The sequence below is a fragment of the Buchnera aphidicola (Aphis nasturtii) genome (assembly GCF_005083345.1).
GTDB lineage: Bacteria > Pseudomonadota > Gammaproteobacteria > Enterobacterales > Enterobacteriaceae > Buchnera > Buchnera aphidicola_R.
On the sequence record NZ_CP034888.1, the window covers coordinates 445,494 to 471,544 of the forward strand.

General features: G+C 24.0%; 23 protein-coding genes. 8 read left to right on the top strand and 15 right to left on the bottom strand.

The annotated features are described in order from the left end of the window. Positions 1-119 precede the first annotated feature (119 nt). The 3 genes from D9V63_RS02095 (at position 120) to queE (ending at position 3,821) form a co-directional block, all read left to right on the top strand. Positions 120-1,769, top strand: coding sequence for a CTP synthase (locus D9V63_RS02095; protein WP_158368940.1), 1,650 nt, complete (start codon positions 120-122; stop codon positions 1,767-1,769). After that, complete coding sequence (eno, locus tag D9V63_RS02100) at positions 1,762-3,075, top strand: phosphopyruvate hydratase (protein WP_158368942.1); 1,314 nt, start codon at positions 1,762-1,764, stop codon at positions 3,073-3,075. The genes D9V63_RS02095 and eno overlap by 8 nt, the downstream gene beginning before the upstream one ends. 92 nt (positions 3,076-3,167) lie before the next feature. Then, complete coding sequence (gene queE, locus D9V63_RS02105; RefSeq protein ID WP_158368944.1) at positions 3,168-3,821, top strand: 7-carboxy-7-deazaguanine synthase QueE; 654 nt, start codon at positions 3,168-3,170, stop codon at positions 3,819-3,821. A gap of 13 nt (positions 3,822-3,834) precedes the next feature. Here queE and queD read toward each other — a convergent pair whose 3' ends face one another. The 12 genes from queD to D9V63_RS02165 all read right to left on the bottom strand — a co-directional run bounded on the left by queD (position 3,835) and on the right by D9V63_RS02165 (position 15,682). Next, complete coding sequence (queD, locus tag D9V63_RS02110) at positions 3,835-4,200, bottom strand: 6-carboxytetrahydropterin synthase QueD (RefSeq protein ID WP_158368946.1); 366 nt, start codon at positions 4,198-4,200, stop codon at positions 3,835-3,837. Between the two features lie 32 nt (positions 4,201-4,232). After that, on the bottom strand, positions 4,233-4,994 hold the full coding sequence (locus D9V63_RS02115) for a peptidoglycan DD-metalloendopeptidase family protein (protein ID WP_158368948.1): 762 nt from the start codon (positions 4,992-4,994) through the stop codon (positions 4,233-4,235). Between the two features lie 344 nt (positions 4,995-5,338). After that, positions 5,339-5,815, bottom strand: coding sequence for a 2-C-methyl-D-erythritol 2,4-cyclodiphosphate synthase (ispF, locus tag D9V63_RS02120; RefSeq protein ID WP_158368950.1), 477 nt, complete (start codon positions 5,813-5,815; stop codon positions 5,339-5,341). 20 nt (positions 5,816-5,835) lie between these two features. Then, entirely contained in the window at positions 5,836-6,546 is a 711-nt protein-coding gene (ispD, locus tag D9V63_RS02125) for a 2-C-methyl-D-erythritol 4-phosphate cytidylyltransferase (protein WP_158368952.1), read from the bottom strand. Positions 6,547-6,599: 53 nt separating this feature from the next. Then, entirely contained in the window at positions 6,600-6,800 is a 201-nt protein-coding gene (locus D9V63_RS02130) for a septum formation initiator family protein (RefSeq protein ID WP_158368954.1), read from the bottom strand. A 24-nt stretch (positions 6,801-6,824) separates the two neighbouring features. Continuing rightward, positions 6,825-7,460 carry an adenylyl-sulfate kinase gene (cysC, locus tag D9V63_RS02135; protein WP_158368956.1) on the bottom strand — a complete coding sequence of 212 codons (636 nt, stop codon included), beginning with the start codon at positions 7,458-7,460 and terminating at the stop codon, positions 6,825-6,827. Between the two features lie 19 nt (positions 7,461-7,479). Beyond that, entirely contained in the window at positions 7,480-8,898 is a 1,419-nt protein-coding gene (gene cysN, locus D9V63_RS02140) for a sulfate adenylyltransferase subunit CysN (protein ID WP_158368958.1), read from the bottom strand. A gap of 31 nt (positions 8,899-8,929) precedes the next feature. Next, entirely contained in the window at positions 8,930-9,838 is a 909-nt protein-coding gene (gene cysD, locus D9V63_RS02145; RefSeq protein ID WP_158368960.1) for a sulfate adenylyltransferase subunit CysD, read from the bottom strand. 23 nt (positions 9,839-9,861) lie between these two features. Continuing rightward, positions 9,862-11,265 (bottom strand): siroheme synthase CysG, encoded by a 1,404-nt coding sequence (gene cysG / locus D9V63_RS02150; protein ID WP_158368962.1) that lies wholly within the window; start codon positions 11,263-11,265, stop codon positions 9,862-9,864. Positions 11,266-11,411: 146 nt separating this feature from the next. Continuing rightward, positions 11,412-12,152: a phosphoadenylyl-sulfate reductase gene (locus D9V63_RS02155; protein WP_158368964.1), complete on the bottom strand. Its 741-nt coding sequence runs from the start codon at positions 12,150-12,152 to the stop codon at positions 11,412-11,414. Between the two features lie 12 nt (positions 12,153-12,164). Next, entirely contained in the window at positions 12,165-13,868 is a 1,704-nt protein-coding gene (gene cysI / locus D9V63_RS02160; RefSeq protein WP_158368966.1) for an assimilatory sulfite reductase (NADPH) hemoprotein subunit, read from the bottom strand. Further along, positions 13,868-15,682: an assimilatory sulfite reductase (NADPH) flavoprotein subunit gene (locus tag D9V63_RS02165; protein WP_158368968.1), complete on the bottom strand. Its 1,815-nt coding sequence runs from the start codon at positions 15,680-15,682 to the stop codon at positions 13,868-13,870. Before D9V63_RS02165 ends, cysI begins: the two co-directional genes overlap by 1 nt. Positions 15,683-17,152: 1,470 nt before the next feature. On the opposite strand from D9V63_RS02165, the gene D9V63_RS02170 reads away from it, so the two are divergent. Further along, complete coding sequence (locus D9V63_RS02170) at positions 17,153-17,791, top strand: DsbA family protein (protein WP_158368970.1); 639 nt, start codon at positions 17,153-17,155, stop codon at positions 17,789-17,791. A gap of 162 nt (positions 17,792-17,953) precedes the next feature. Continuing rightward, complete coding sequence (locus D9V63_RS02175; protein WP_158368972.1) at positions 17,954-18,829, top strand: 5'-3' exonuclease; 876 nt, start codon at positions 17,954-17,956, stop codon at positions 18,827-18,829. Positions 18,830-18,843: 14 nt separating this feature from the next. Here D9V63_RS02175 and yihA read toward each other — a convergent pair whose 3' ends face one another. Further along, entirely contained in the window at positions 18,844-19,449 is a 606-nt protein-coding gene (gene yihA / locus D9V63_RS02180; RefSeq protein WP_158368974.1) for a ribosome biogenesis GTP-binding protein YihA/YsxC, read from the bottom strand. Between the two features lie 181 nt (positions 19,450-19,630). Here yihA and typA point away from each other — a divergent pair, with 181 nt between their 5' ends. Beyond that, positions 19,631-21,460, top strand: coding sequence for a translational GTPase TypA (gene typA / locus D9V63_RS02185; protein ID WP_158368977.1), 1,830 nt, complete (start codon positions 19,631-19,633; stop codon positions 21,458-21,460). A 143-nt stretch (positions 21,461-21,603) separates the two neighbouring features. On the opposite strand, the gene gmk is transcribed toward typA, so the two are convergent. Both gmk and ygfZ read right to left on the bottom strand, forming a co-directional pair. After that, positions 21,604-22,227, bottom strand: a complete 624-nt coding sequence (gene gmk / locus D9V63_RS02190; protein WP_158368979.1) for a guanylate kinase — start codon at positions 22,225-22,227, stop codon at positions 21,604-21,606. Between the two features lie 92 nt (positions 22,228-22,319). After that, positions 22,320-23,279, bottom strand: a complete 960-nt coding sequence (ygfZ, locus tag D9V63_RS02195; protein WP_158368981.1) for a tRNA-modifying protein YgfZ — start codon at positions 23,277-23,279, stop codon at positions 22,320-22,322. A gap of 145 nt (positions 23,280-23,424) precedes the next feature. Here ygfZ and prfB point away from each other — a divergent pair. Together prfB and lysS are read left to right on the top strand one after the other, a co-directional pair. Beyond that, positions 23,425-24,523 (top strand): peptide chain release factor 2 gene (gene prfB / locus D9V63_RS02200; RefSeq protein WP_187308574.1). Its coding sequence is split into 2 segments (ribosomal slippage): positions 23,425-23,499 and positions 23,501-24,523, totalling 1,098 coding nucleotides; the frame shifts between segments, so codons are not numbered across the junction. Between the two features lie 8 nt (positions 24,524-24,531). Further along, positions 24,532-26,010 (top strand): lysine--tRNA ligase, encoded by a 1,479-nt coding sequence (lysS, locus tag D9V63_RS02205; protein WP_158368983.1) that lies wholly within the window; start codon positions 24,532-24,534, stop codon positions 26,008-26,010. Positions 26,011-26,051: the final 41 nt, after the last annotated feature.

Genomic DNA, 26,051 nt, shown 5'->3' on the forward strand with positions numbered 1-26,051 from the left:
TTTTTTAAAATTATATACATAATTCAATGAATAAACTAATTTTGTTTATCACAATTAATTCAGTTAAAGATTTTAATCTTTAAATTACTTTTATTTTAACTAATATTTTTACATTTGGCATGACTAAAAATTATATTTTCATTACTGGTGGTGTTGTTTCATCTTTAGGAAAAGGTATTGCAGCAGCTTCTTTAGGGGCTATATTAGAAGCAAGAAATCTTAAAATAACAATTATGAAATTAGATCCATATATCAATGTGGATCCAGGAACTATGAGTCCTATTCAACATGGAGAGGTGTTTGTTACTGAAGATGGAGCTGAAACTGATTTAGATTTAGGACATTATGAAAGATTTATTCGAACAAAAATGACATATTTGAATAGTTTCACGACAGGTAGTATTTATTCTGAAGTATTAAGAAAAGAAAGAAGAGGAGATTATTTAGGTGCTACTATTCAAGTAATACCTCACATTACCAACGCTATTAAGGAAAGAATTATTTTATGCTCTAAAAACAGTGATGTTATTCTTGTAGAAATAGGTGGAACAGTTGGAGATATTGAATCTTTACCATTTTTAGAAGCGATTCGACAAATAGCAGTAGATATTGGTAGGAAAAATGTAATTTATATACACTTAACCCTTGTACCTTATATCGAAACAGCTGGAGAAATTAAAACTAAACCTACACAACATTCAGTAAAAGAACTGCTATCTATCGGAATACAACCAGATATTTTAATTTGTAGATCTCAAAAAGATATACCAATCAATGAAAGAAAAAAAATCGCACTTTTCTGTAATGTACCAGTTAACGCAGTAATATCATTAAAAGATGTTAATTCGATATATACAATTCCAAAATTGTTAAAAGATCAAAAATTGGACAATTATATTTGTAAATATTTTAAATTGAATGTTCCTGAAGCTAATTTAAAAGAATGGGAAAAAGTTATCTATGAAGAAAAACATTCTAATAATACGATTATTATCGGTATAATTGGAAAATATGTTAAATTACCAGATGCATATAAATCAGTTATAGAAGCACTGAAACATGCAGGTTTAAAAAATAAAATTAAAGTAAATATAAAATTAATTAATTCCCAAGAAATAGAAAATAAAAATTTTCAATGTTTGAAAAATCTTAATGGTATTTTAATACCTGGTGGTTTTGGAGATCGAGGTGTAATAGGTAAACTATTATCAGTAAAATATGCTCGAGAAAATAATATTCCATATTTTGGAATATGTTTAGGAATGCAAATAGCAATTATAGAATTTGCACAAAATGTCATAGGAATTAAAGATGCAAATTCTACAGAATTTGATCCTAAATGCAAATTTCCTGTAATTGATTTAATTAAAAAACAAAGTGATAATATAAAATATATTATCAATAACCCTAATTTGGGAGGTACTATGAGATTAGGTAGTCAACCTTGTAAATTAACTTTTAATAGTTTATCTCGAAAGTTATATAAAAAAGATATTATTTTAGAACGACATCGCCATCGTTATGAGGTAAATAATATTTTATTAAAAAAAATTGAAAAATTTGGATTAAAAATTACAGGAAGATCAGAAAACAATAACGTTGTTGAAATTATAGAAATATCTAATCATCCATGGTTTCTTGGTTGCCAGTTTCATCCGGAATTTACTTCTACACCACGTGATGGACATCCATTATTTATAGGATTTATAAAATCAGCAGAACAATATAAAAATCAACATAATAAATACATGAAGGCAAAAAATGTCTAAAATAATAAACATAATAGGTCGAGAAATTATAGATTCTCGGGGTCATCCTACAGTAGAGGCTGAAGTACATCTTGAAAGCGGTTCATTAGGTTTAGCATCTGCACCTTCTGGTGCTTCCACCGGATCTTTTGAAGCTTTAGAATTACGTGATAAAGACGAAAATCGTTTTATGGGTAAAGGCGTACTTAAAGCAGTTGAGTTCATTAATAATGATATTCGAAACGCTTTAATCAATAAAAATTCTTACGATCAAAACTGTATTGATCAAATTATGATTGATCTTGATGGCACTAAAAATAAATCTAAATTAGGTTCTAATGCTATCTTATCTGTATCTTTAGCTGTAGCAAAAGCAGCTGCATCTTCTAAAAGAATACCTTTATATCAACATATAGCAGATTTAAACAATTCAACAAGCACCTATTCCATGCCGCTTCCAATGATTAATATTATTAATGGTGGAAAGCATGCAAATAATAATATTGATCTTCAAGAATTTATGATACAACCTATTGGTGCAAAATCAATTAAAGAAGCAATACGTATGGGCTCAGAAATATTTCATGCATTAGGTAATTTGCTTAAAGATAAAAACATTAGCACAACAGTAGGTGATGAAGGTGGATATGCTCCTAATTTAAAATCTAATGAAGAAGCTTTAAATATGATTCAAGATGCAGTAAATAAAACTAAATATCAATTAGGAAAAGACATTGTATTGGCTATAGATTGCGCTGCTTCTGAATTATATAATGCAAGTAATAAAAAATATCAATTTAAGGGAGAAAAACAAGAATTTAATTCAGTAGAATTAACTCATTATTTACAAAAATTATGCAAAAAATATCCTATTGTTTCTATCGAAGATGGTCAAAATGAATCTGATTGGGAAGGTTTTTTATATCAAACTAAAATTTTAGGAAATACTATACAATTAGTAGGGGACGATTTATTTGCTACAAACGTAGAACTTTTAGAAAAAGGAATTAAAAAAAGAATTGGAAATGCTATTTTAATAAAATTAAACCAAATTGGTACATTAACTGAAACAATCAAAACTATAAAAATGGCTAAAAAATTTAACTATGGTACTATTATTTCTCATCGTTCCGGTGAAACTGAAGATGCTACAATAGCAGATTTAGCAGTAGGAACAGCATCTGGACAAATTAAAACAGGATCTATATGTCGTTCAGATCGAACATCAAAATATAACCAACTAATAAGAATTGAAGAACATTTAGGTATAAAAAATGTTCCTTTTTATGGCTTGAAAGAAGTAAAATCATCTTTTTCAAAATTATAATTTTTAAAGAGAATCAGGTATTTAAAAATAAATATACCTGTTTCTCATTTATTGAATAGAGCTTTAATAATTAATTTATGGATATAAATACCATGCATTATCCAATTAACGAAATTTTTCAAACCATACAAGGTGAAGGATATTATACTGGTACACCATCAATTTTTATTAGACTACAAGGGTGTCCAGTACATTGTCACTGGTGTGATACTAAATATACATGGATTTGTTCTGATAAAGACAATGTTTCTATAAAAGAAGTGATTAACAAAAACAAAGCTAATAAAAAATGGAGTTTGATAAATGTAAAAGACATATTAAAAATTTTAAAAAAGTGGACTGCTAAACATGTAGTTATAAGTGGAGGCGAACCATGCTTATATAATCTTTCGCATATAACAAGAACATTAGAAACAGAAGGTTATCGATGTCAAATAGAAACTAGTGGTATACAAAATATTATATGTTCTTTTAATACTTGGATTACTCTTTCTCCCAAACAAAATATAAAACCATTAAATCAATCTATAATACGTTCTAATGAAATAAAATTTCCTATTTTCAAAAAAGAAGATTTATTATATGTAAATAATATTTTATTAAATATAAAAGATAAAAAAAAACGTATTATTTCCTTGCAACCTGTTAGTCAAAATCAAGAAGCGTTAAATATATGTATCAGTGCATGTATCAAAAATAATTGGAAACTATCAGTACAATTGCATAAATATCTTAACGTACAATAAAATTTTTATTGTTTTAAAATCCTTTATAAATACATCCAGATGTACACGTTTCTTTAATTATAACAGCACTTAATATTAATAAATTCGGTTTTAAACGATCCCAAATCCATTTTGCTAAAACTTCACTTGTAGGATTTTCTAATCCTTTAATATTGTTAAGAAAATAATGATCTAGTTGCTTATAAATAGGTTGAAATAATAATTTTATATCATTAAAATCTATTATCCAACCTTTTTCTTTATCAATTTGACCCTTCAGTTTTAATCGGACGAAAAAAGAGTGACCATGTAATCTTCTGCATTTATGTTCTTTAGGAAGATTTGGTAAATAATGTGCAGCTTCGAATTGAAAGTCTTTAAATATAGTAGTATTTGTCATATTTTATATATCTTATAAAACTAATTAAATTATTAATGTTTTTTTAATTTTATCTTAGGAAACAAATTTAATAAATTAACTGGATTTCCTTTAAATCTTATTTCAAAATACAATTTGGTTACACCATCTTTTAAATCTCCTATAGTGGATATTTTTTGATACGCATATACTTGTTCATTTAATTTAACAAAAATCTTTTTATTCAATCCATATATGCTTAAATAATCATTATTATGTTGAATGATAATTAATTTACCATAATTTTTAAAAACATCATTGATATAAATTACTTTTCCTTTATCAGCAGCAAAAACTGTTTGTCCTTCTATACCTTCTATTTCAATGCCTTCGTCGTCAGTAGAATAATTATAAAAAAATTGCATATTAGAATTTTTTATAGGCCAGTACCAATTTTTAGAAAAAATATTTTTTTCTGTAATATAGTTTTTATTGTAAAAAAAACATATTTCAGTTAATGAAGTATCTTTATTTAAGATATCCATGATATTGGATTTTTTATTAAAAAAGCTTGTATATAAAATATGTTTTTTATATTTATTATTATAAATTATATAATTTATATTATTATTAATCATGGAAATATTATTTACTAATATTTTTTGACCGACTAATATTTTATAAGGTTTATGAAAATTATTATATTTTAATAATGTATTAAAATTTAATTGAAGACGTTTTGAAATAGAATATAGAGTATCATTTTTTTTAACAATATAAAATATACTAAAATTGTTATTTTTTAAAAAACCAATACAATTTTTATTTTGAATCATAACTAAATGTTTTTTAGAGTCTTGTTTATTTATCTTTAAAAATGAAAAACATTCTTTTTTTATATTTTTTTTTTAAACTATTTTTGATATATAAAATTTTTTTACAATTGAAGCAAAAATTTTCTTTTTGTATTGATATGTGATTTGAAAACGTATATTTATTATAAAAAAATAATATAAAAATTGATAAAAATAATTTATTTTTAAAAAAATTAACTTTCATTAAATTACACCATTTGGTTATATAAATAATATATTTTGATAAAATATTATTGTATATAAAATACAACTAAAACACATTTAATAAATAGCACTTTTAATAAAATTATTTCAAATAAAATATTCTATTTATGTTTTAAAAGCATCACAATAGATTGACATGCGATTCCTTCTTTTCTTCCAATACATCCTATTTGCTTAGAAGTAGTTGATTTAATACTAATATTATTTATTTTAGTATTTAAATCAATTGCTAAATTAGACTTCATCAAAAAGATGTAAGATAACATCTTAGGAGTTTCTGCAATAATAGTAATATCTATATTAGATATATAATAATTTTTTAAATAAATTTTTTTCCAAATTTTTTTTAATAAAATTCTACTATCAATATTTTTATATTCTTTTTGACTACTTGGGAAAAACGTTCCAATATCCCCCATTGCAACTGCTCCTAATAATGCATCTATTAAAGAATGTATTAATACATCACCATTAGAATAAGCTATTAAACCTTCATGATTGGGAATATTTACACCTCCAATAATTAATGGCTTTAAGCCTCCAAAAGCATGTAAATCAAAACCATATCCAATTCTCATATTATAAAAACAACATCCTTCTAAATATTAAATAATTCTTTAAGATAAATTTTAGCAAAAACAAGATCTTCAGGAAAAGTAATTTTAATATTTTTATAACTACCTAAAACTATCAATGGATGATATCCGCAATATTCTAGTGCTGAAGACTCATCTGTTATATCAATGTTATCTTGAATAATTTTTTCTAAACAAAATCGTAATAAATGTATTGGGAATACTTGAGGAGTTAAAGCATGCCATAATCTTTCTCGAGAAATAGTATGCGATACTTTTTTATTTTCGTGCATAACATATTTTATAGTATCACACGTAGGTCGAGCTAAAATACCACCTATTGTATTTTTTCCAATAATAGAAATTAATCTCTCTAAATCTTTATAACTTAAACAAGGTCGAACAGCATCATGTACTATCACCCAATGCGCATTGGTAGGTACAATTAATCCTGATAAAACTGAATGAATTCTTTTTTTACCCCCAATTACAGATGTAATTCGTATATTAGATGCGATAGATAATGTATGAAAATAATTATCTTGTTTATGCAAACTAACAACAATATGAGCTATGCTAGGATGTGATAATAATGTTGTTAAGGTATATTCAAGAATAGTACGATTTTTAATTTTTATATATTGTTTTGGAGTATCTAATAGCATTCTTCTACCAATTCCTGCAGCTGGAACAACAGCTAAGATTGTAGGTTTGCAACTATTCTGAAATATCATTTTATACCTAATATTTTACATTTTAAAATATAATTTTATAAAAATAAAAAATTTTAATCTTTAATTTTATCATTTAAATCTTGAATTTCTAGTAATAATTTATTATTTTCTATTTCAAGATTCTTATTTATTTTTTTTTGAATTATAATTTTTTTATAAATTTTAATATAATCTAAAACACCATTTTTCCCAATCCAAAGAGAATATTGCAACCAAAAAAATAATAATAGTAAAAATACTTTTAATATTCTCATATCATAACTCTAAATAATTTTATTTTAATATTCAAATAATTTATGAGTATATGGAAAAAATATAATATGATTTTCATATAACTTTGTAATTAATTTTTTGATATTTTCTTTTATTGGGATTGTTCCGTCTAAATAAATATCAGGATGTTCTGGGATTTCGTATAAAGAATTTATACCAGTAAAATTTAATATTTCATTAGAACGAGATTTTTTATATAATCCCTTAGGATCACGTTTTTCACATATATTAAGAGGAGTGTCAACAAAAACCTCTAAAAAGTTATCTTTTCCTAAAATATTAGAAGCCATTAATCTTTGTTTTTTATATGGGGAAATAACAGATACTAAAACCATAATATTTGCATCTAACATTAGTTTAGCTACTTCTGAAATACGTCGAATATTTTCATTTCGATCAATAGAACAAAAAGTTAAATCTGAACATAATCCAGATCTAACATTATCTCCATCTAATACATAGGTATAAATATTATTTTTAAATAATATTTTTTCTAATATATTAGAAATAGTAGATTTTCCTGATCCAGATAATCCTGTAAACCATATCACTTTAGATGCATAACCATTTTTTCTTTCTCGCTTTGTGCGAGTTATTTCATATTTTTGAAAAATAATATTTTTTTTAAAACTATTATTCATATTAATAAAAACCTATCATTTATTTGTTTATTTTCCAATGTGGAAAATATTTTAAAATTAAATTATATAAATCCAATTCAAAATCTTTGATTTTATTTTTAAAAATAATATTTTTATCATTTAATAATTTTTTTATCATACCTGCTCCTACAGTAGTGTTTGTTAAAAAATCAATAAAAATTAAATTACCTGTAAATTTGTTTTTTTCATAATCATCAAATAACATAGGCTCACTGAATATTAGTTTAACTCTACCAATACTGTTTAATTGTAATGCATCACATTTATTTTTCACTAAAGTGTTAACATTAATCTGAAATAAAATTTCTTTAACATAAGCACGTGTTTTTTTACCTGATAATTTGACATTATATGACTCGCCTATTTTTAAAGGATCATTAGACATCCAAACCACATTAACAATCGCTTCCTGAGAAGGTTGCAAACTAGAATCGACATTTACAAAAAAATCACCACGACTAATATCTATTTCGTCTTTTAAAACTAATGTAATTGATTGTCCAACATTTGCTATTTTTAAATCTTGATTAGACATTAAGATGCGAGAAATAGATGAAGTTATGTTAATAGGTAATATTTTTATTAATTGACCTACTGCAATCGTTCCAGAAAATAGAGTACCTGAATAACCCCGAAAATTTGCATTGGGACGATTTACATATTGAACTGGAAATCTTATTTCTTTTGAACAAAGATTATCTTTAATTTCTATTGTTTCTAGCAAACTTAATAATGTCTCACTTCTATACCAAGACATTAATTTACTTGCAAAAACAATATTTTCACCTGTTAAAGCAGATATAGGAATAAAAAAAATTTTTAAATTTTTAGGAAGTTTTCGAGCAAATATAAGAAAATTTTTTTTTATACTCAAAAATATTTTTTCATTATAATCAACTAAATCCATTTTATTGACAGCAACTACTAAATATTTTATTCCAAGTAACGAAGATATAAAACTATGTCGATAAGTTTGTTCTGATAAACCTTTTTTAACATCAACTAAAATAATAGATAAATCACAAGTAGATGCGCCTGTAACCATATTCCGCGTATATTGTTCATGACCTGGTGTATCTGCTATGATGAATTTACGTTTATCAGTTGAAAAATAACGATATGCTACATCAATTGTTATACCTTGTTCTCGTTCTGATTGTAATCCGTCGACTATAAGAGCAAGATCAATATCTTCACCTTGTGTTCCATGACGTTTACTATCTTTTTTTAAAGAAGATAATTGGTCATCATAAATTTGCTTGGTATCATGTAATAAACGTCCAATTAATGTACTTTTACCATCATCTACACTACCACATGTTAAAAATTTTAATAAAGTTTTTTTCTCATTTAAATATATCCAGTTTTGAAAATTATCTAATAAGTTGATATTGTTTATATTAACATTAGTATTCATTTTTTAAATTTCACCTATATTAAATATGTTTTTAAAAATAACCTTGTCTTTTTTTAGATTCCATGGAATTTTTTTGATCATAATCAATAGATCGACCTATTCGTTCGCTAGTTTTAGTGGTTATTGTTTCTGTAATAACATCTTGAAGAGTTTTAGCGGTTGATTCAATTGCACTAGTTAAAGGCCAGCATCCTAATGTTCTAAATCGAACCATTTTATAAGTAATTTTTTCGTTTTCATTAATTTTAATACGTTCATCATTCACTACTAAAAGAATATTATTTCTTTTTACAACTGGTCGCATAGCTGCAAAGTATAAAGGGACAATTTCAATTTTTTCTAAAAAAATATATTGCCAAATGTCTAATTCAGTCCAATTTGATAATGGAAAAACACGAATATTTTCTCCTTTATTGATTTGGCTATTATAATTCCACCATAATTCTGGACGTTGTTTTTTTGGATCCCATTGATGAAAAGAATCACGAAACGAATAAATTCGCTCTTTAGAACGAGATTTTTCTTCATCTCTTCTAGCCCCTCCAAAAGCAGCATCAAAATGATATTTATTTAATGCATCTTTTAATCCCTCTGTTTTCATTATATCGGTATATTTCGAATTATTATCTTGAAATGGGTTTAATCCTAATAACTTTCCTCTCGGATTATAATGTATAATTAATTCTAGGTGATTATTTTTAGCAATATTATCTCTAAATGTATACATTTCTTTAAACTTCCATCCAGTATCCACATGTAAAAGTGGAAATGGTAAACGTCCCGGATAAAAAGCTTTTTTTGCAAGATGTAACATAACAGAAGAATCTTTACCAATAGAATAAAGCATTACAGGATTTTCAAATTCTGCTATTACTTCTCTCATTATGTAAATACTTTCTGATTCTAGTTGACCTAGATGAGTAGTATTTTTTTTAAACATTTGATTTCCTCGTATTTTACTATTTAAAAGATAGTTTCAGTATTGTTTAAATTAGTAAGATCTTTAAACCACGCTAGTTTTTGATGTAATAAAACTACTTGTCCAATGATTAGTAAAGATGGACTTATAGTAAGTTTGAATAGTTTGTTAATTTCATCTAAGCGTCCTATAATAACTTTTTGATTTATAGTAGTACTTTGACTAATAATTGCTATTGGAGTAGATCGTAAACGACCATATAAAATAAGTTTCTCAGAAATTTCTAAAGCATTTAAACTTCCCATATAAACTACTAATGTATAAGAAGGATCGCATAGTATAGACCAATTATTAGCAGTATTATTAACACATTTATGACCTGTAATAAATATTACTCCTTGAGCATAATTACGATGTGTTAATGGTATACCAGAATAAGCAGATGCACCAATTCCAGAAGTAATTCCGGGAACAACTTGAAAATTAATATTTGCATTTTTTGCAGCTTCTAATTCTTCACCTCCGCGACCAAATATAAAAGAATCTCCTCCTTTTAAACGAACTACTTTTTTACCTTGATTAGCTAAAAAAATTAACAATTTTATAATTTTTTCTTGAGTAATATTTTTTAATCCAGCACGTTTTCCAACATAAATACATTTTGCATCTCTTCGAATCAAATTTAATATCTCTTGAGAAACTAAATTATCATATAAAACTACATCTGCTTCCTGCATTACCTGTAAAGCTCTTAAAGTTAATAAATCACTATTTCCAGGGCCAGCGCCAACTAAAATAATTTCTCCTATTAATACATTCGGTTTTTTAATAATACTTTCTAAAAAAGAAACTGCTTTTTTCTCTTTTCCATTAATAATATATTGAACAAAAATACTATTGAATAATTTTTCCCAAAAACGTTTTCTCTCTAATAAATTAGAAAATTGTTTTTTAACTATTGATCTCCAACATCCAGCAATTTTAGCAACATTACCTAATCGTATTGGAAGTATTGATTCAATTTTTTTACGTAATAACCGAAGTAACACTGGTGCTGTTCCACCTGAAGACATAGCTATTATTATAGGAGAACGATCAATAATAGAAGGAAAAATAAAAGAACATTTTGATTGATCATCTACTACATTAACTAACATTTTTAATTTATTACATTTTTTAAAAATTGTTTGATTTAACTCAGTATTACTAGTAGCTGCTATTACTAAAAAAATATTTTTTAAATAAGATATTTGAAATTCTTTAGATAGCCAAAATACTTTTTTTTGTACTAATAAAGATCTAATTTCTGAACACATATCTTTTGCAATGATATTAACTACAGCATGTGCACGTAATAATAATTTAATTTTGTTGAAAGCAACTTCACCAGCACCTACTACTAATATATTTTTGTATTTTAAATCTAAAAAAACAGGTAAATAGTCCATGTTAAACCTATAAATATAATAAAAAATTTATATTAATTGTAAAAGAATAATTGTTAATTATCTCTTTAAAAATATAAACATTAATATTTCATAAATACTTAAAAAGTATTTGAAATATTAATGCATAAAATTAAATATTTTAAATTTTAGTCTTTGTTATTATGCAATCCACATTCACGTTTTAAACCAAAAAATCGTGTTTCTTCTTCAAGCATACCAGGTGTATATTTTTTAGTAGTATGTACATCTCCTACAGATATATAACCTTCTTCTAATAAAGGATGATTATCTAAATTATTGTTTTTTATATATTCATAGATTTTATGATTAGACCAATCCAAGATTGGAAAAATTTTAAAAACTCCGTTTTGAATAGAAACGTATGGCAAATTACTTCTACTTTTAGACTGTTCTCGACGTAACCCTGAAAACCATGTTTGGACTGATAATTTTTTTAACGCTAGATTCATGGGTTCTATTTTGTTAATTTTATTGTATAAGTCAATACCTTTTAATCCTTGTTTCCATAACTTTCCGTATCTTGCTTCTTGCCATGCCGGTGAAATATTTGAGCGAAAAACTTGTAAATTTAAATTTAATTTCTTTTGAATTAAATCAATAAAATGATATGTTTGAGGAAACAAATATCCTGTATCAATTAATACAATCGGAATATTTGGTTTTTGTTTAACTACGAGATGTAATAAAACAACTGATTGAATACCAAAACTAGATGACATTATATGTATACCAGGTAACTTTTTAAATGCCCAAGATATACGTTTTTCTGCTGAATATTGTGATATTAACATATTACATTTAGACAAAAATTCTTTTTTTTTTTCAAAATTTAGCAGATTGATATTTTTATGATCAAAATAAGACATTTTTTCTCGCTATTAATTCCAGAAATCATGAATAGGATTGATAACTTCTTTTACAATTTTTTTTCTAATAACAAAATCACCGAAATCTTCATTTGCTTTACGGTATATAGACCAATTTTTTATTAAAAAATCTAAATGAACTAAAATTTCTTTTTCTGTAATATTTTCTTTGTATATCTTAGGAATTCTATTTCCTATTCTATTACCACCTATATATAAGTTATATCTACCTATAGATTTTCCAATCAAACCAATTTCTGCTAGTAAAGATCGCCCACAACCATTAGGACATCCTGAAACACGTAAAATAATTATTTCTTTTTCCATCTTATACTTTAACATGATATTTTCTACTTCAGTGATGAAGTTAGACAGCATGCGTTCAGCTTCTGCCATTGCTAAAGGACAAGTAGGAAAAGATACGCATGCCATAGAATTTTCACGTAATTTACTGGTATTTTTAATTAACCCATAAGATAGAGCAATTTTTTCAATTTGATTTTTATTTTCACTTAATATTTCTGAAACAATTATATTCTGATTAGATGTTAGTCTAAAATTCCCTTTATGAACAGTTGCGATTTTTAACAATCCTGATTTTAACAATTGATTATCATTATCATATATACGTCCATTCTGGACGAATATTGTTAAACTCCAATTACCATTGATATCTTTTTTCCATCCTATTTTATCTCCTCTAGTATCAAAAAAATACGAACGAATAGGTTCAAAAGTTATATTGGATCTTTTTTCCACTTCTTTTTTAAATAAATTTAACCCCATGTTTTCTATAGTATATCTAGTTTTTGCATTTTTACGATTACTTCGATTTCCCCAATCTCTTTGTGTTGTAACTATTGACTTAGCAACAGACAAAGTTTTATCAAGAGTAATGTAACCTAATTCCAAAGCAAGAAAAGGCCAAGTTTGTTTATTTCCATGAGTAATTGATAAACCTCCTCCTATTAATACATTAAAACCTATTATTTTTTTATTTTCTATAATAGCTATAAAATTCATATCATTTGCATATAAATCTACATCGTTATGAGGAGGTATAACTACTGTTGTTTTGAATTTTCTTGGTAAATAAGTTTTTCCAAGAATCGGCTCATGATCAGTACTAAGAATTTTTTTTTGATTTAACCAAATTTCCGCGTATGCTTTTGTATGAGGTAATAAAAAATTAGAAATTTTTTGAGCCCATTCATAACATTCTTGGTGAACTTCAGATTGCATGGGATCAGATGTACAAAGTACATTTCTATTAACATCATTTGCCGTTGCTAAAGAATCTAAACCTATTTTATGTAATATTTGATGAACACTTTTTAAGTTTTTTTTTAGAATTCCATGTAATTGGAAAGTTTGACGATTAGTTAATCGAATTGTTTTATAGAATGTATTTTTACTAGCAAATGAGTCAATTTTTATCCATTGTTTAGATGATATAACTCCACCAGGTAGTCTACAACGCAACATCATTGCATAACGAGGTTCTAATTTCTGTTGATTACGTTCTATTCTAAGATCACGATCATCTTGTTGATACATACCATGGAATCGAATTAATGAGAAGTTATCCCCACTAAAACCATTAGTAGTCTCATTCTTTAAATCATCAACAATAGTTCCTCGAAGATAATTGCTGTTTTCTTTAATATACTCTTCTTTAGTAAGATTTAAAGATGATTTTTTAAAATTTTTTATCATTAATAAACATCTCTTTGATAACGTTTTTTTAAACGTAAATTATTTAAAAATTCATTTGAATGTTCTATATTCATATTGCCATTTTCACTAATAATATCTAATAATGCTGCTTCAACATCTTTTGCCATTTTAGACGCATTACCACATATATATATATGTGCATTTTCTTCTATCCAATTCCATATTTCTTTTCCATACTCTCTTATTTTATCTTGTATATATATTTTTTTTTCTTGATCTCTCGACCATGCTAAGGTCATTTTAGTAAGCAGCCCTTTGTTTAAATATTTTTGCCATTCTATTTGATATAAAAAATCTTCAGTAAAATTAGGGTTTCCAAAAAAAATCCAATTTTTTCCAGTAGCATTATCATTATCTCGTTGCTGTATAAATGATCGGTATGGAGCTATTCCTGTTCCTGATCCAATCATAATAATTGGTGCTCGTGTATCTTGAGGTAATCGAAAATTATTATTTTGCTCAATAAAAATTTTTACTGGATCATCAATGTTTAATAATTCTGATAAGTAACCTGATGCCCCACCTAAATGTATATACCCAGATATAATTTTTTTTACAACACTAACTGTAATATGAATTTCATCGTGAGTTTCATTTTGCGATGAAGAGATAGAGTATAATCTAGGAGTTAAAGGTCGAAGAATATTAATAAACATTTGAGAAGAAATTTTCTGAGGATAATCACTAATCATATTGATTAAAGGAGTTTGTTTTACGTAATTTTCTAATTTTTTATCATTTAACATTATTTCTTTTAAAAATTTATTTTGTGTAATATCTGCATATTTTTTTACGATATTTTTGGTATTATTAGTTAATTCAAAATAATTTTTTAAAGCATCAGTAATACTTATATTTTTATTTTTAATATTAACTACGTCAGATGTTTTTATAGATAATAATTGTAATAATTTTTCTACTAAATCATTATTATTTTGATACCATACTCCTAATGCATCTCCAGGTGTATATTTAATATTTAAGTCAGTGATATCTAATTCAATATGACGTACATCTTTCGTTGAATTTCGACCCGTGATTTTTTGATTAGTTAGTATGTGAGATATGGCGGGATTATATTTTGTATACATACTAATTTTATCGGAAAAATAATCTTGTTTCAAAGGACTAGAAGAGCAAGAAGCAATATCTATTTTATCAATTAAAATTAATAATTCTTTAGACCATTGAACATAGTCGTCTTCATATTCAATATCAGCATCTAACCGATTAAGTAAATTTTTACCACCTAATTCATTAATTCTTTTATCAAAATCTTTTCCAGCTTGACAGAATAAATTATAAGAACTATCTCCTAATGCAAATACACTGTACTGAAGATCATATAGTTTAGGAGCTCTTTTTGACATAATAAATTTATATAAAGATAAAGCTTCTTCAGGAGGTTCTCCTTCACCTTGGGTAGAAATTATTAATATTAAAAATCTTTCATCTTTAATTTTTTTAAAATTATAATCAGCAGCGCTAACTAAATGAGTTTTTTTATTATTTTCATTCAAATACTTATTAAGACGCTCTGCAAGCATTCGAGCGTTACCAGTTTGAGAAGCTGATATAATTGTAATTGAATGATTATCTATTTTTTTTTTCTCTAAAGAGAAAATATTTTTTTTTGTTTTAAGATCAGAAGAATCTTGATAAGCTAAATGCCAAAAATAACCTGAAAGCCAAGCAAATTGAATATTAGAACATTCTTTTTCAAATTTTTTTAAAATATCTATTTGCTCTAAGCTGAATGGAAACATAGAGTCAAAAGGATTTGCATTCTTCATTATACTAAATACCTAAATTTCATTAAATTAAAATTAAAATAACTAATTTAATATAATTTACAGAAATTATTAATTTTTATCTACTAATAAAAAACTCACACCTTACAGATAAAAATAAAAATTATATTATTTTTATTTATATTTTTAAAAACTAAAAGATATTAATATGAAAATTTATTTCCTTTTTAATCTAATTAATTCAATTAATTTTAATTTTTACTGATATATTATGAAATTTAAATAATTAATGAACTGATATATAATTTATTTAATACTAGATTATAGAATTTATATAAAAGATTTGATTATATTAATACATAATTTTAAAAAAAATAAATTATAAAAACTTATAATATGATTATATTCAAGATTAAGATTATTGATAAATTATAATTTATTGATTTTTAGATATATAAAATAAATTATTTATCAGTGCTCTTACTAAAATAGTAAGAAATATAAAACTTTTAAAGTAAATATTGAATTTTGACATAAATAACTTTTTTTATGTTAAATATAGCGCGATAATTTTTATTTTTTAAATATTTTACTTTTAATACTGTATGAAATAGCATTATATTTAGCTAATTAAATAAAAAATTAAAATTATTACTAGTTAAATAAAAATAACTTTAAAATTTTGAAATAAATAACTTCGTCAAGACAGTATTTAATATCCTTTAAAGATTTAATATTTTTTAATAAAAAATAACTAAATATACTAAAAATATTTTTTATATTTTAATTATCTTATATTCCTATAAAATCTTATCTTTTGTTTAACACAGAAAATAGAGTATTATGCAGAAAATCAAATATTATTATTTTTTCTTCAAAATTTTTTAGGAATTTTAAGATGTTTACAAATGCTGAATTATAGAAATATCATTTTTTATATTAATTTCTTTTTAAATTAATTTTTCTAAAATTAAATAAAAATTTATATACATTAATTTAGTATTTTTCAAGAAATAACTATTAAGAATAATAAGAGTAATAAAAAATATTTTCTACAAATTAATTTAATTTTAAAAGATTTATCTTTATTAAAATAAATTCTCTTAATTTTATATATTTAGACAGATAATATTCTTTAATATAATAAAAAATATCATTTATCAATATAAAATTTTTATTTTCAATATTTTTTTAATTAAATTTTTTAAAATCTTAGCAATATATTGATCGTAATTATAAAACAATTTATATAAATTAATTATTTAATAACAAGTGATATATTAAAATATTTTTATTTTTCAAGTAAATATTATTTATATAAAATATCAATGTTATTTTAAGAACAAACTTATTTCATATTATTTAACATTTAATTAACATTAAAATTCTCAAATACATATTGATTTAAAAAAAAATGTTAAGTTAAACTATTAAAAATATAAAATATTTTTTTGAATAAATTATTTTAAATAATATTTATTTTTCTAAGAATTAAAAAAATTTGGATAAAAAATGAAAAAAATATTAATTTTTTTATATATCATGCTTTTTTCTCACACCACTTTTGCTTTAGAATTAAATCATATAAAAGAATACAAAATAAAAAAAAAATATATTTCTCAAACCCCTCAAATAATGCAATTTTTCTCTTTTTTATGCCCATATTGTTATGAACTTGAAAAAACATATAATATTAGCAATTTAATACGAAAAAAAATAAATAAAAATATAAATATCAAAACGTATCACGTTAATTTTTTAGGAGGAGATTTAGGAAAAATTTTAACAAAAATATGGATAATATCTGAACAAATGGGAGTAGAAGACAAAATAATAATGCCTATTTTTAAAGGAATTCAAGAAACGCGTACAATAAGTGATATTCATGATATTAAAAATATATTTCTAAAAAAAACAGGAATCAGTATTCATCAATACAATCAATTTTGGAATAGTTTTTTTATAAAAATATTAATTCAAAAAAATAATTATGATATAAAAAAAGTAAAATTAGATTATGTTCCAGCTATGTTAATAAACGGAAAATATACTATTAAATATTCTACATTAGAAATGTTATTTAAAAATAATTTTTCAAGCAAGTATATAGCATTAATCAAATTTTTGTTATTAAAAAATCACAAAAATTAGAATTATTTAAATAGATTTAAAAATTTTATTTTTTTATTAATAAATTTTTATATACAATTAATTTGATATAACATGATTTAATTATAAAAATATTTTTACAAAAATTACTTTATAATTAAAATCATATTTTTTCATAACATTATTAACTACTATAAGATAAAAATGCATCATATAACAAATAAACCAGTGATTATAATAGATGGAACCTTGTATTTATATCGATCATACTTTACATTCCAGTTTTTTAACAATGATCAAGAAAATCCATATGGAGCTATATATGGTACATTAAAAACAATAAAAAATATTTTATTAAAATACTATAATTCAAAAAAAATTATTATTGTATTTGATTCATCTAAAAAAACTTTTAGAAATAAAATATTTAGCGCATATAAAAATAATAGACCTAAAATGCCTAATTCGCTTTATATTCAAATACAACCTCTTTTCAATATATTAAAAAATATTGGCATCAAAACTTTAAGCATTCCTGGTGTAGAAGCGGATGATATTATTGGTAGTTTTTCGCATAAACTTGAGCAATCTGGAGAAAAAGTATTAATTGTAAGTCATGATAAAGATATGATACAACTTATAACAGATAATATTAGCGTATTAAATATAAGTAATAATGAAATTATTACTCCAAAAAAAATACAAAAAAAATATGGTATTAATCCTCAAGAATTTATTGATCTTTTAGCTCTTATGGGAGATAAATCTGATAATATTCCAGGAATTCCTAAAATCGGTATAAAAACTGCACTATTTTTGCTTCAAAAATTTTCAAATATTCGAAATATTTATAATAATATTGAAAAAATACAACTTTTATCTTTAAGAAATGCTAAAAATATATCAAATCAACTAAAAACGTATAAAGATACTGCTTTTCTTTCGTACAAGTTAGCTAAAATAAAGTTAGATATTCCTATCTGTATAAATTCTAATGATATTATTTTAGAAAAAATGTGTTTTTCAAAATTATCTAATACAATTGAACAATATAATGTTAAGCAAAAAAAACACTTTTAATGCATTGTGTGAAGTTATTTATACATTTGATACCAAATATTTAATTGAGATTGTAATTTTTTAATACCTATTTTCTTAAATGACGAAAACAATTCAATCTTGACTTCTTGTAAAAAAACTTTTAACTTTGCATACACAATTTGAAATTGTATTTTCTGCTGGCTTAATGTAAGCTTATCACATTTAGTTAACAATATAAACATAGGTATGTTCTGATCTAAAGCTATATTAATAATATATTGATCGTAAACTTTCAAAGGATTTCTAATATCCATTAAAAACACTAAACCTTTTAAAGATTTTCGTGTTTTTAAATAACTATATATTAATTTCTCCCATTTTAATTTTATTGATATCGGACATTTAGCATAACCATAACCAGGAAGATCAACTATTCTAAAATTCGAAACAACCTGAAAAAAATTAATTAACTGAGTCCGTCCAGGAGTCTTACTGCATCTAGCTAGTTTTTTTTTATTTGTTAAAGAGTTAATAGCACTAGATTTTCCTGAATTAGAATATCCAATAAAAGCGATTTCAATCCCATGTCCAATATTTATATCAGACACTTGAGAAATGCTTTTTAAAAAAAAAGTTTTATTATAGTTTATAATACTCAAAATTTAACCTTAACTTTTCAAAAGTAAAATTTATTAAAACATTCTATTTATACACTAAAAATATAATTTTTATTAATTAATATTAAAAATAATCCTCAAAATTTAATCTTTTCTAATACTTTATCAAAAAAATCTAAATTATATCTATATGTCTTAAAAGTAAAATTTTAAAGGAGAAGAAATGCATCAAAAAATAAGAAATATCGCTATTATAGCACATGTTGATCATGGAAAAACTACACTAGTTGATCAACTATTACAACAATCAGGTACTTTTAAAAAGCATGAAGAAAAAACTGAACGAATTATGGATTCAAATGATTTAGAAAGAGAAAGAGGTATTACAATAATATCCAAGAATACTTCTATAAAATGGAAAGAATATAAAATAAATATTGTGGATACACCTGGTCATGCTGATTTTGGAGGAGAAGTAGAACGAGTCATGTCTATGGTAGACTCAGTTTTACTGGTAGTTGATGCATTAGATGGGCCAATGCCTCAAACACGATTTGTTACTAAAAAAGCTTTTAAATATGGTCTTAATCCTATTGTAGTAATTAATAAAATTGATCGAAAAAATTCTCGTCCTGATTGGGTTGTAAATCAGGTTTTTGATTTATTTGTCAGTCTTGATGCTAATGATGAACAACTTGACTTTCCAATTATATATACTTCTGCAATTTTTGGAACTTCTGGAACTAATCATCTTAAGCTAGAAAGCAATATGATACCGCTATATGAAGCAATTATTAAACATGCACCTGCTCCTAATGTAGATCCTAATGAAAAATTTCAAATGCAAATTTCACAACTTGATTATGATAATTACTTAGGATTAATAGGAGTAGGTAGAGTTAAACAAGGTTATATAAAAAGTAATGAATTAGTCACTGTTATTGATTATTTAGGTAATCATAAAAACGGAAAAATTAGTAAAGTACTGAATTATTTTGGAATGCAACGAATAGAAGTAGGAAAAGGAGGAGCTGGCGATATAATCGCTATTACAGGTATCAATAAACTAAATATTTCTGATACAATTTGTCATCCAGAAAATTTAAAACCTCTTCCGATATTAAATATCGACCAACCTACAGTTAATATGTTTTTTTCAGTTAATACATCACCTTTATCTGGAAAAGAAGGCAAATATATTACATCCCGTCAAATATTAGAAAGATTGAAAAAAGAAACTATGCACAATGTCGCTTTACAAATAAAAGACACAAAAGATGCTAATATTTTTTCTGTATCTGGACGAGGCGAATTACATTTATCTATATTGATTGAAAATATGAGGCGTGAAGGATTTGAATTAGAAGTATCTCGTCCTAAAATCATTTTACGTGAAATAGATGGTTTTATGCAAGAACCTTTTGAGTATCTAACTTTAGATATCGAAGAAAAACATCAGGGTAATATTATGCGATTTATAGGAGAAAGAAAAGGTGAGTTAAAAAATATGATTATAGATAAAAATAAAAGAGTACGTCTTGAATATATTGTATCAAGCAGAGCGCTTATAGGTTTTCGTTCAGAATTCATGAATATAACTTCTGGAACTGGAATATGTTATACATCTTTCAGTCATTACGCAAACAAACAAAACAATGAAATTGGGCAAAGAAAAAATGGTGTTTTAATTTCTAATGGAAAAGGAATAGCTGTAGGATTTGCTTTATTTAATTTACAAGAAAGAGGAAAATTATTTTTAGGTCATGGAACTGAAGTATATGAAGGTCAAATCATAGGATTACACAATCGTTCTAATGACTTAACTGTAAACTGTTTAACAGGGAAAAAACTAACTAATATGAGAGCTTCGGGAACTGATGAGGCTATAGTTTTAACAACTTATAAAAAGTTTACTTTAGAAGAAGCGTTATCATTTATTAATGACGATGAATTAGTTGAAATTACACCCAGTTCGATACGTTTGCGTAAGAAATATTTAAAAGAGAACGAAAGAAAAAAATCAAATCGAGATAAAAATAATTTAATTAATTAAAAATATTAAATTGAAAAATTTTTATTAATTATATAATTCTATTTCATCAATAGAATTATATAAATAATCTTGAATTCAAAACATATGAATATAAAATATTAAAATCTAAAAATTATTTTTTCAATAGTTTAATTTTTATAAAATTAATTATTTAATAATTGCGAAATTAATATATTATATTTCTTTTTTTGATGTAATAAACATAAATGTTCAGCAATAATAATAGTTTTTAAGTCATTTATAGCTTTTTCAAAATTATCATTAATAATTAAATAATCATACTCTGAATAATGATTCATTTCATCTACAGCTTTTTCCATCCTCTTTGAAATAACTATATCACTATCCTGCCCTCTTGATCGCAATCTTTTATATAATACATCTTTAGATGGAGGTAGTAAAAAAATACTTCTCGCATTAGGTATTTTATATCGAATCTGATTAGCTCCTTGCCAATCAATATCAAGAAAAACATCAATTCCAGAAATTAACATTTTTTCAATAAATTTGCGTGAAGTTCCATAATAATTATTAAATACTTTCGCATATTCTAAAAAAGATTTTTGTTGAATCATAAATCTAAATTCTTTTTTAGATATAAAATAATAATGTTCTCCATGAGATTCGCCAGGTCTCATAATCCTAGTGGTATGAGATATAGAAACTTGAATGTTATATAAACATTTTGTTTTTAATAATCCCTTAATAAGGCTCGATTTTCCTGTTCCACTGGGAGCTGAAATAATAAAAAGAATACCTTGTGACATGATATTTTTAAAAGTATCTTCTAAATTTTGAATAAATTTTTTAATTAATATAAAATATTATATATAATAAAACTAAAATGTTTAAAAAAATATTAGTATTTAATTAAAAAAATTGTTTTAAATCCATGAACTCTAAAAATATTTTGGACATTAATAGATTTATTTAACACTGCTTGTATCCAGATTTCATTAGAATATAAATGCACTATTGATAATAAAAAACCAATTCTTAACCATTTTTTTGATATTTTTGTTTCAATAATAGAACCAATTTTAGGCTGTATCGTTCCTTTACTTGATAATAAATATAATCCATGTTTATTTAAATTTTTATAAAACACTCGAGCTATTATTTCTTGTCCATAATAACATCCTTTATTAAAACTAATTGCTTGAAGTTTATCTAGATTGATAGATTGTGGCAAAAACTTTTGAGACATAGTTTTTCCAATTATTGGGTATCCCGCTTCTATATCCAACGAAATCCATTGTTTACTATTATTTAGTAGAATCTTTGTGTTAATTTTTTTTTTAAATAACAAAAAATTTTTTAAAGACAAAACTAATAAAAATCGTTCACATGGATTTGAAAGCCAAAGTATGGTTGCTTCTTGATTAGAAACAACAGGTTTACTATTATTCGGTATTTCTTTAAATTGTTTCGATAAAAATAATTTAGAATCATTTCCAGATAATCCTAATAAGAAAATATCATTTAATTGATGTATTTGAACTTTTAAAAAAACAGTATATTTTATAAACGCTTGAATTTGTAAATCAAATAAACTTTTTTTTATAATACAAGCATATCCTTTTTTATAATGAAATAACAACATAGTACTATAAACTCTACCGTTTAAATTACAATAAGCACATATTTTATGAAGTTTTTTTTCTAGAGAATTTATATCAATTGTTAATTGATTTTGAAGAAATTTTTTACTATCAATACCATCTATATAGATAATAGACCATTCTTCAAGAGACATTAATGTTAAAGGTAATCGAATTGATGGATAAACAACATTTTTTGAAAAATTAAATAGTGACATTATTTTTCCTAAGTGTTAATAAAATATATCAATTAAAAACAAATAAATTTATACGATTAATATATAATAAAAAATCAATTAATTTTTATATTAAAACATCTTATAAATTATTATTTATAATTAATTTTAGAAGAATAATAAAATCATGATAGATATTAATATCATAAGTAATAAAATTGAAACATTAAATCATCGGAAAAATGATTTGAAGAGGTATCTTTGACTATAATACAAAAAAATTAAGAATTTTAGAAATTAATTTAGAACTATTAAATCCTGAAATATGGAAAATACAAAAATCTATATATAAATTAAATAAAGAAAAAAATTTATTAAATATCATTGTTGATAATATTAATAGAATTGAAACAAAATTAAAAGAAACTAATATTTTTCTAGAGTTAGCTAAGGAAACCAAAGACAATACAGTCATGCAAGACATTATTAAAGAAGTCAAAAAAATTGAACAAAAAATTAAAAAACTTGAATTTTATCGTATGTTTTCAAAAAAATATGATAATTGCAATTGTTATATTGATATACAATCTGGATCTGGTGGAACAGAATCACAAGATTGGTCAAAAATATTATTAAGAATGTATTTAAAATGGTGCGATAAAAAGAAATTTAAAACTGAAATTATTGAAGAATCTATCGGTGAAATAGTGGGTATAAAATATGCTACAGTCCAGGTATTAGGAGCATACGCTTTTGGATGGTTAAGAACTGAAACTGGAATTCATCGTCTTATTAGAAAAAGTCCATTCGACTCGGGAAATAGAAGACATACTTCATTTAGTTCAGTTTTTATATATCCAGATATAGAAGAAAAAGTTAATGTTGAAATTAACTTATCTGACTTAAGAATAGATGTTTATAGAGCTTCTGGAGCCGGCGGTCAACATGTAAATCGAACAGAATCTGCAGTGCGAATTACTCATATCCCTACTAATCTTGTTACTCAATGTCAAAGTAACAGATCTCAGCACAAAAATAAAGAACAAGCAATAAAACAAATGAAATCAAAATTATATAAATTACAAATGCAAAAAAAAAGAAAAGAACAAAATAAAATAGAAAATAATAAATTAGATATTAGCTGGGGTCATCAAATACGTTCTTATATACTAGATCATTCAAAAATTAAAGATCTTAGAACAGGAATAGAAAAACATGATGTACAATCTGTATTAAATGGTGATTTAGATGATTTCATTGAGCATAGTTTAATATTAGGATTATAGAGGTTAAAATGTTTAAAGAAAAAACAATAAGAAAAGAAAAATTAACTGAAATGAAAAAAAATGGATTTTCTTATCCAAACCATTTTAAAAAAAAAATAAATTCTATAACAATTCATAAAATATATGGAAATAAAACAAATGATGAACTAAAAATAATGAATGTTCAAGTTTCTATTGCTGGTCGTATGATTAAAAGAAGAATTATGGGAAAAGCTGCTTTTTTTATATTACAAGATATAGAAGGACAAGTACAAGTATATATACAAGAAAAATCAATTACATCTGAATTTTATCATAACGATTTTAAAAAATGGGATATTGGAGATATTTTAGGAGTAGATGGTTACTTATTTAAGACACAAACAAAAGAATTATCTGTTTATGCTAAAAATATTATAATACTCACCAAATCGTTAAAATCTTTTCCGGATAAATTTCACGGGCTATTAAATCAAGAAAAACGTTATAGACAAAGATATTTAGATTTAATTAGTAATAATCAAATATACAATATTTTTAAACATCGTTCAAATATTATTCAATTCATTCGAAAATTTATGATAGAAAATAAGTTTTTAGAAGTAGAAACTCCTATGCTACATAATATTCCTGGTGGCGCTTCTGCTCGTCCATTTAAAACTCACCATAATGAAATAAATAAAACAATGTATTTAAGAATAGCGCCAGAACTGTATTTAAAAAAATTAATTATTGGAGGGTTTGAACGTATTTTTGAGCTAAATAGAAATTTTAGAAATGAAGGAGTTTCTACTAGACATAATCCTGAATTTACTATGATGGAAGCATATATCGCTTATTCAGATTATCAATATATGATGAAATTTACAGAAAAATTATTAAAAAATATAATAAATTATCTATTTAATAGTAATAAAATTATATATAAAGAACATTATATAAATTTTGAAATACCATTTTCTAAATTAACTATGAAGGAAGCTATTTTAAAATTTCATACCAATATTTCTTTTTCTGATTTAAAAAATTTAAAAAAAATTAAAAAAATTGCGAATAACATCAATATAGAAATAAACGAAAATTGGAATATCGGTCAAATAGAAAATGAAATTTTTGAAAAAACAGTAGAAAAACATTTAATCCAACCAACTTTTATTACTGAATACCCAGTAGAAGTCTCTCCGTTAGCTAGACGTAATAATATTAATCCGAAAATCACTGATAGATTCGAGTTATTTATTGCAGGATATGAAATAGGTAATGGATTTTCAGAATTAAATGATGCAGAAGATCAAAAAGATAGATTTTTAAACCAAATAAAAATGAAAAAAAAAGAAGAAAATAAAGATATTTTTTATGACGCAGATTATATAGAAGCATTACAATATGGATTACCTCCTACTTCAGGGCTAGGAATTGGAATAGATCGTTTAATTATGATACTAACTAATCAAAAAAGTATTCGAGAAGTAATTTTATTTCCTACCTTACGTTCATCTTTAAAATAAAAATTATATATTTAAAATAAACTTATATGAATTTTAAAAAA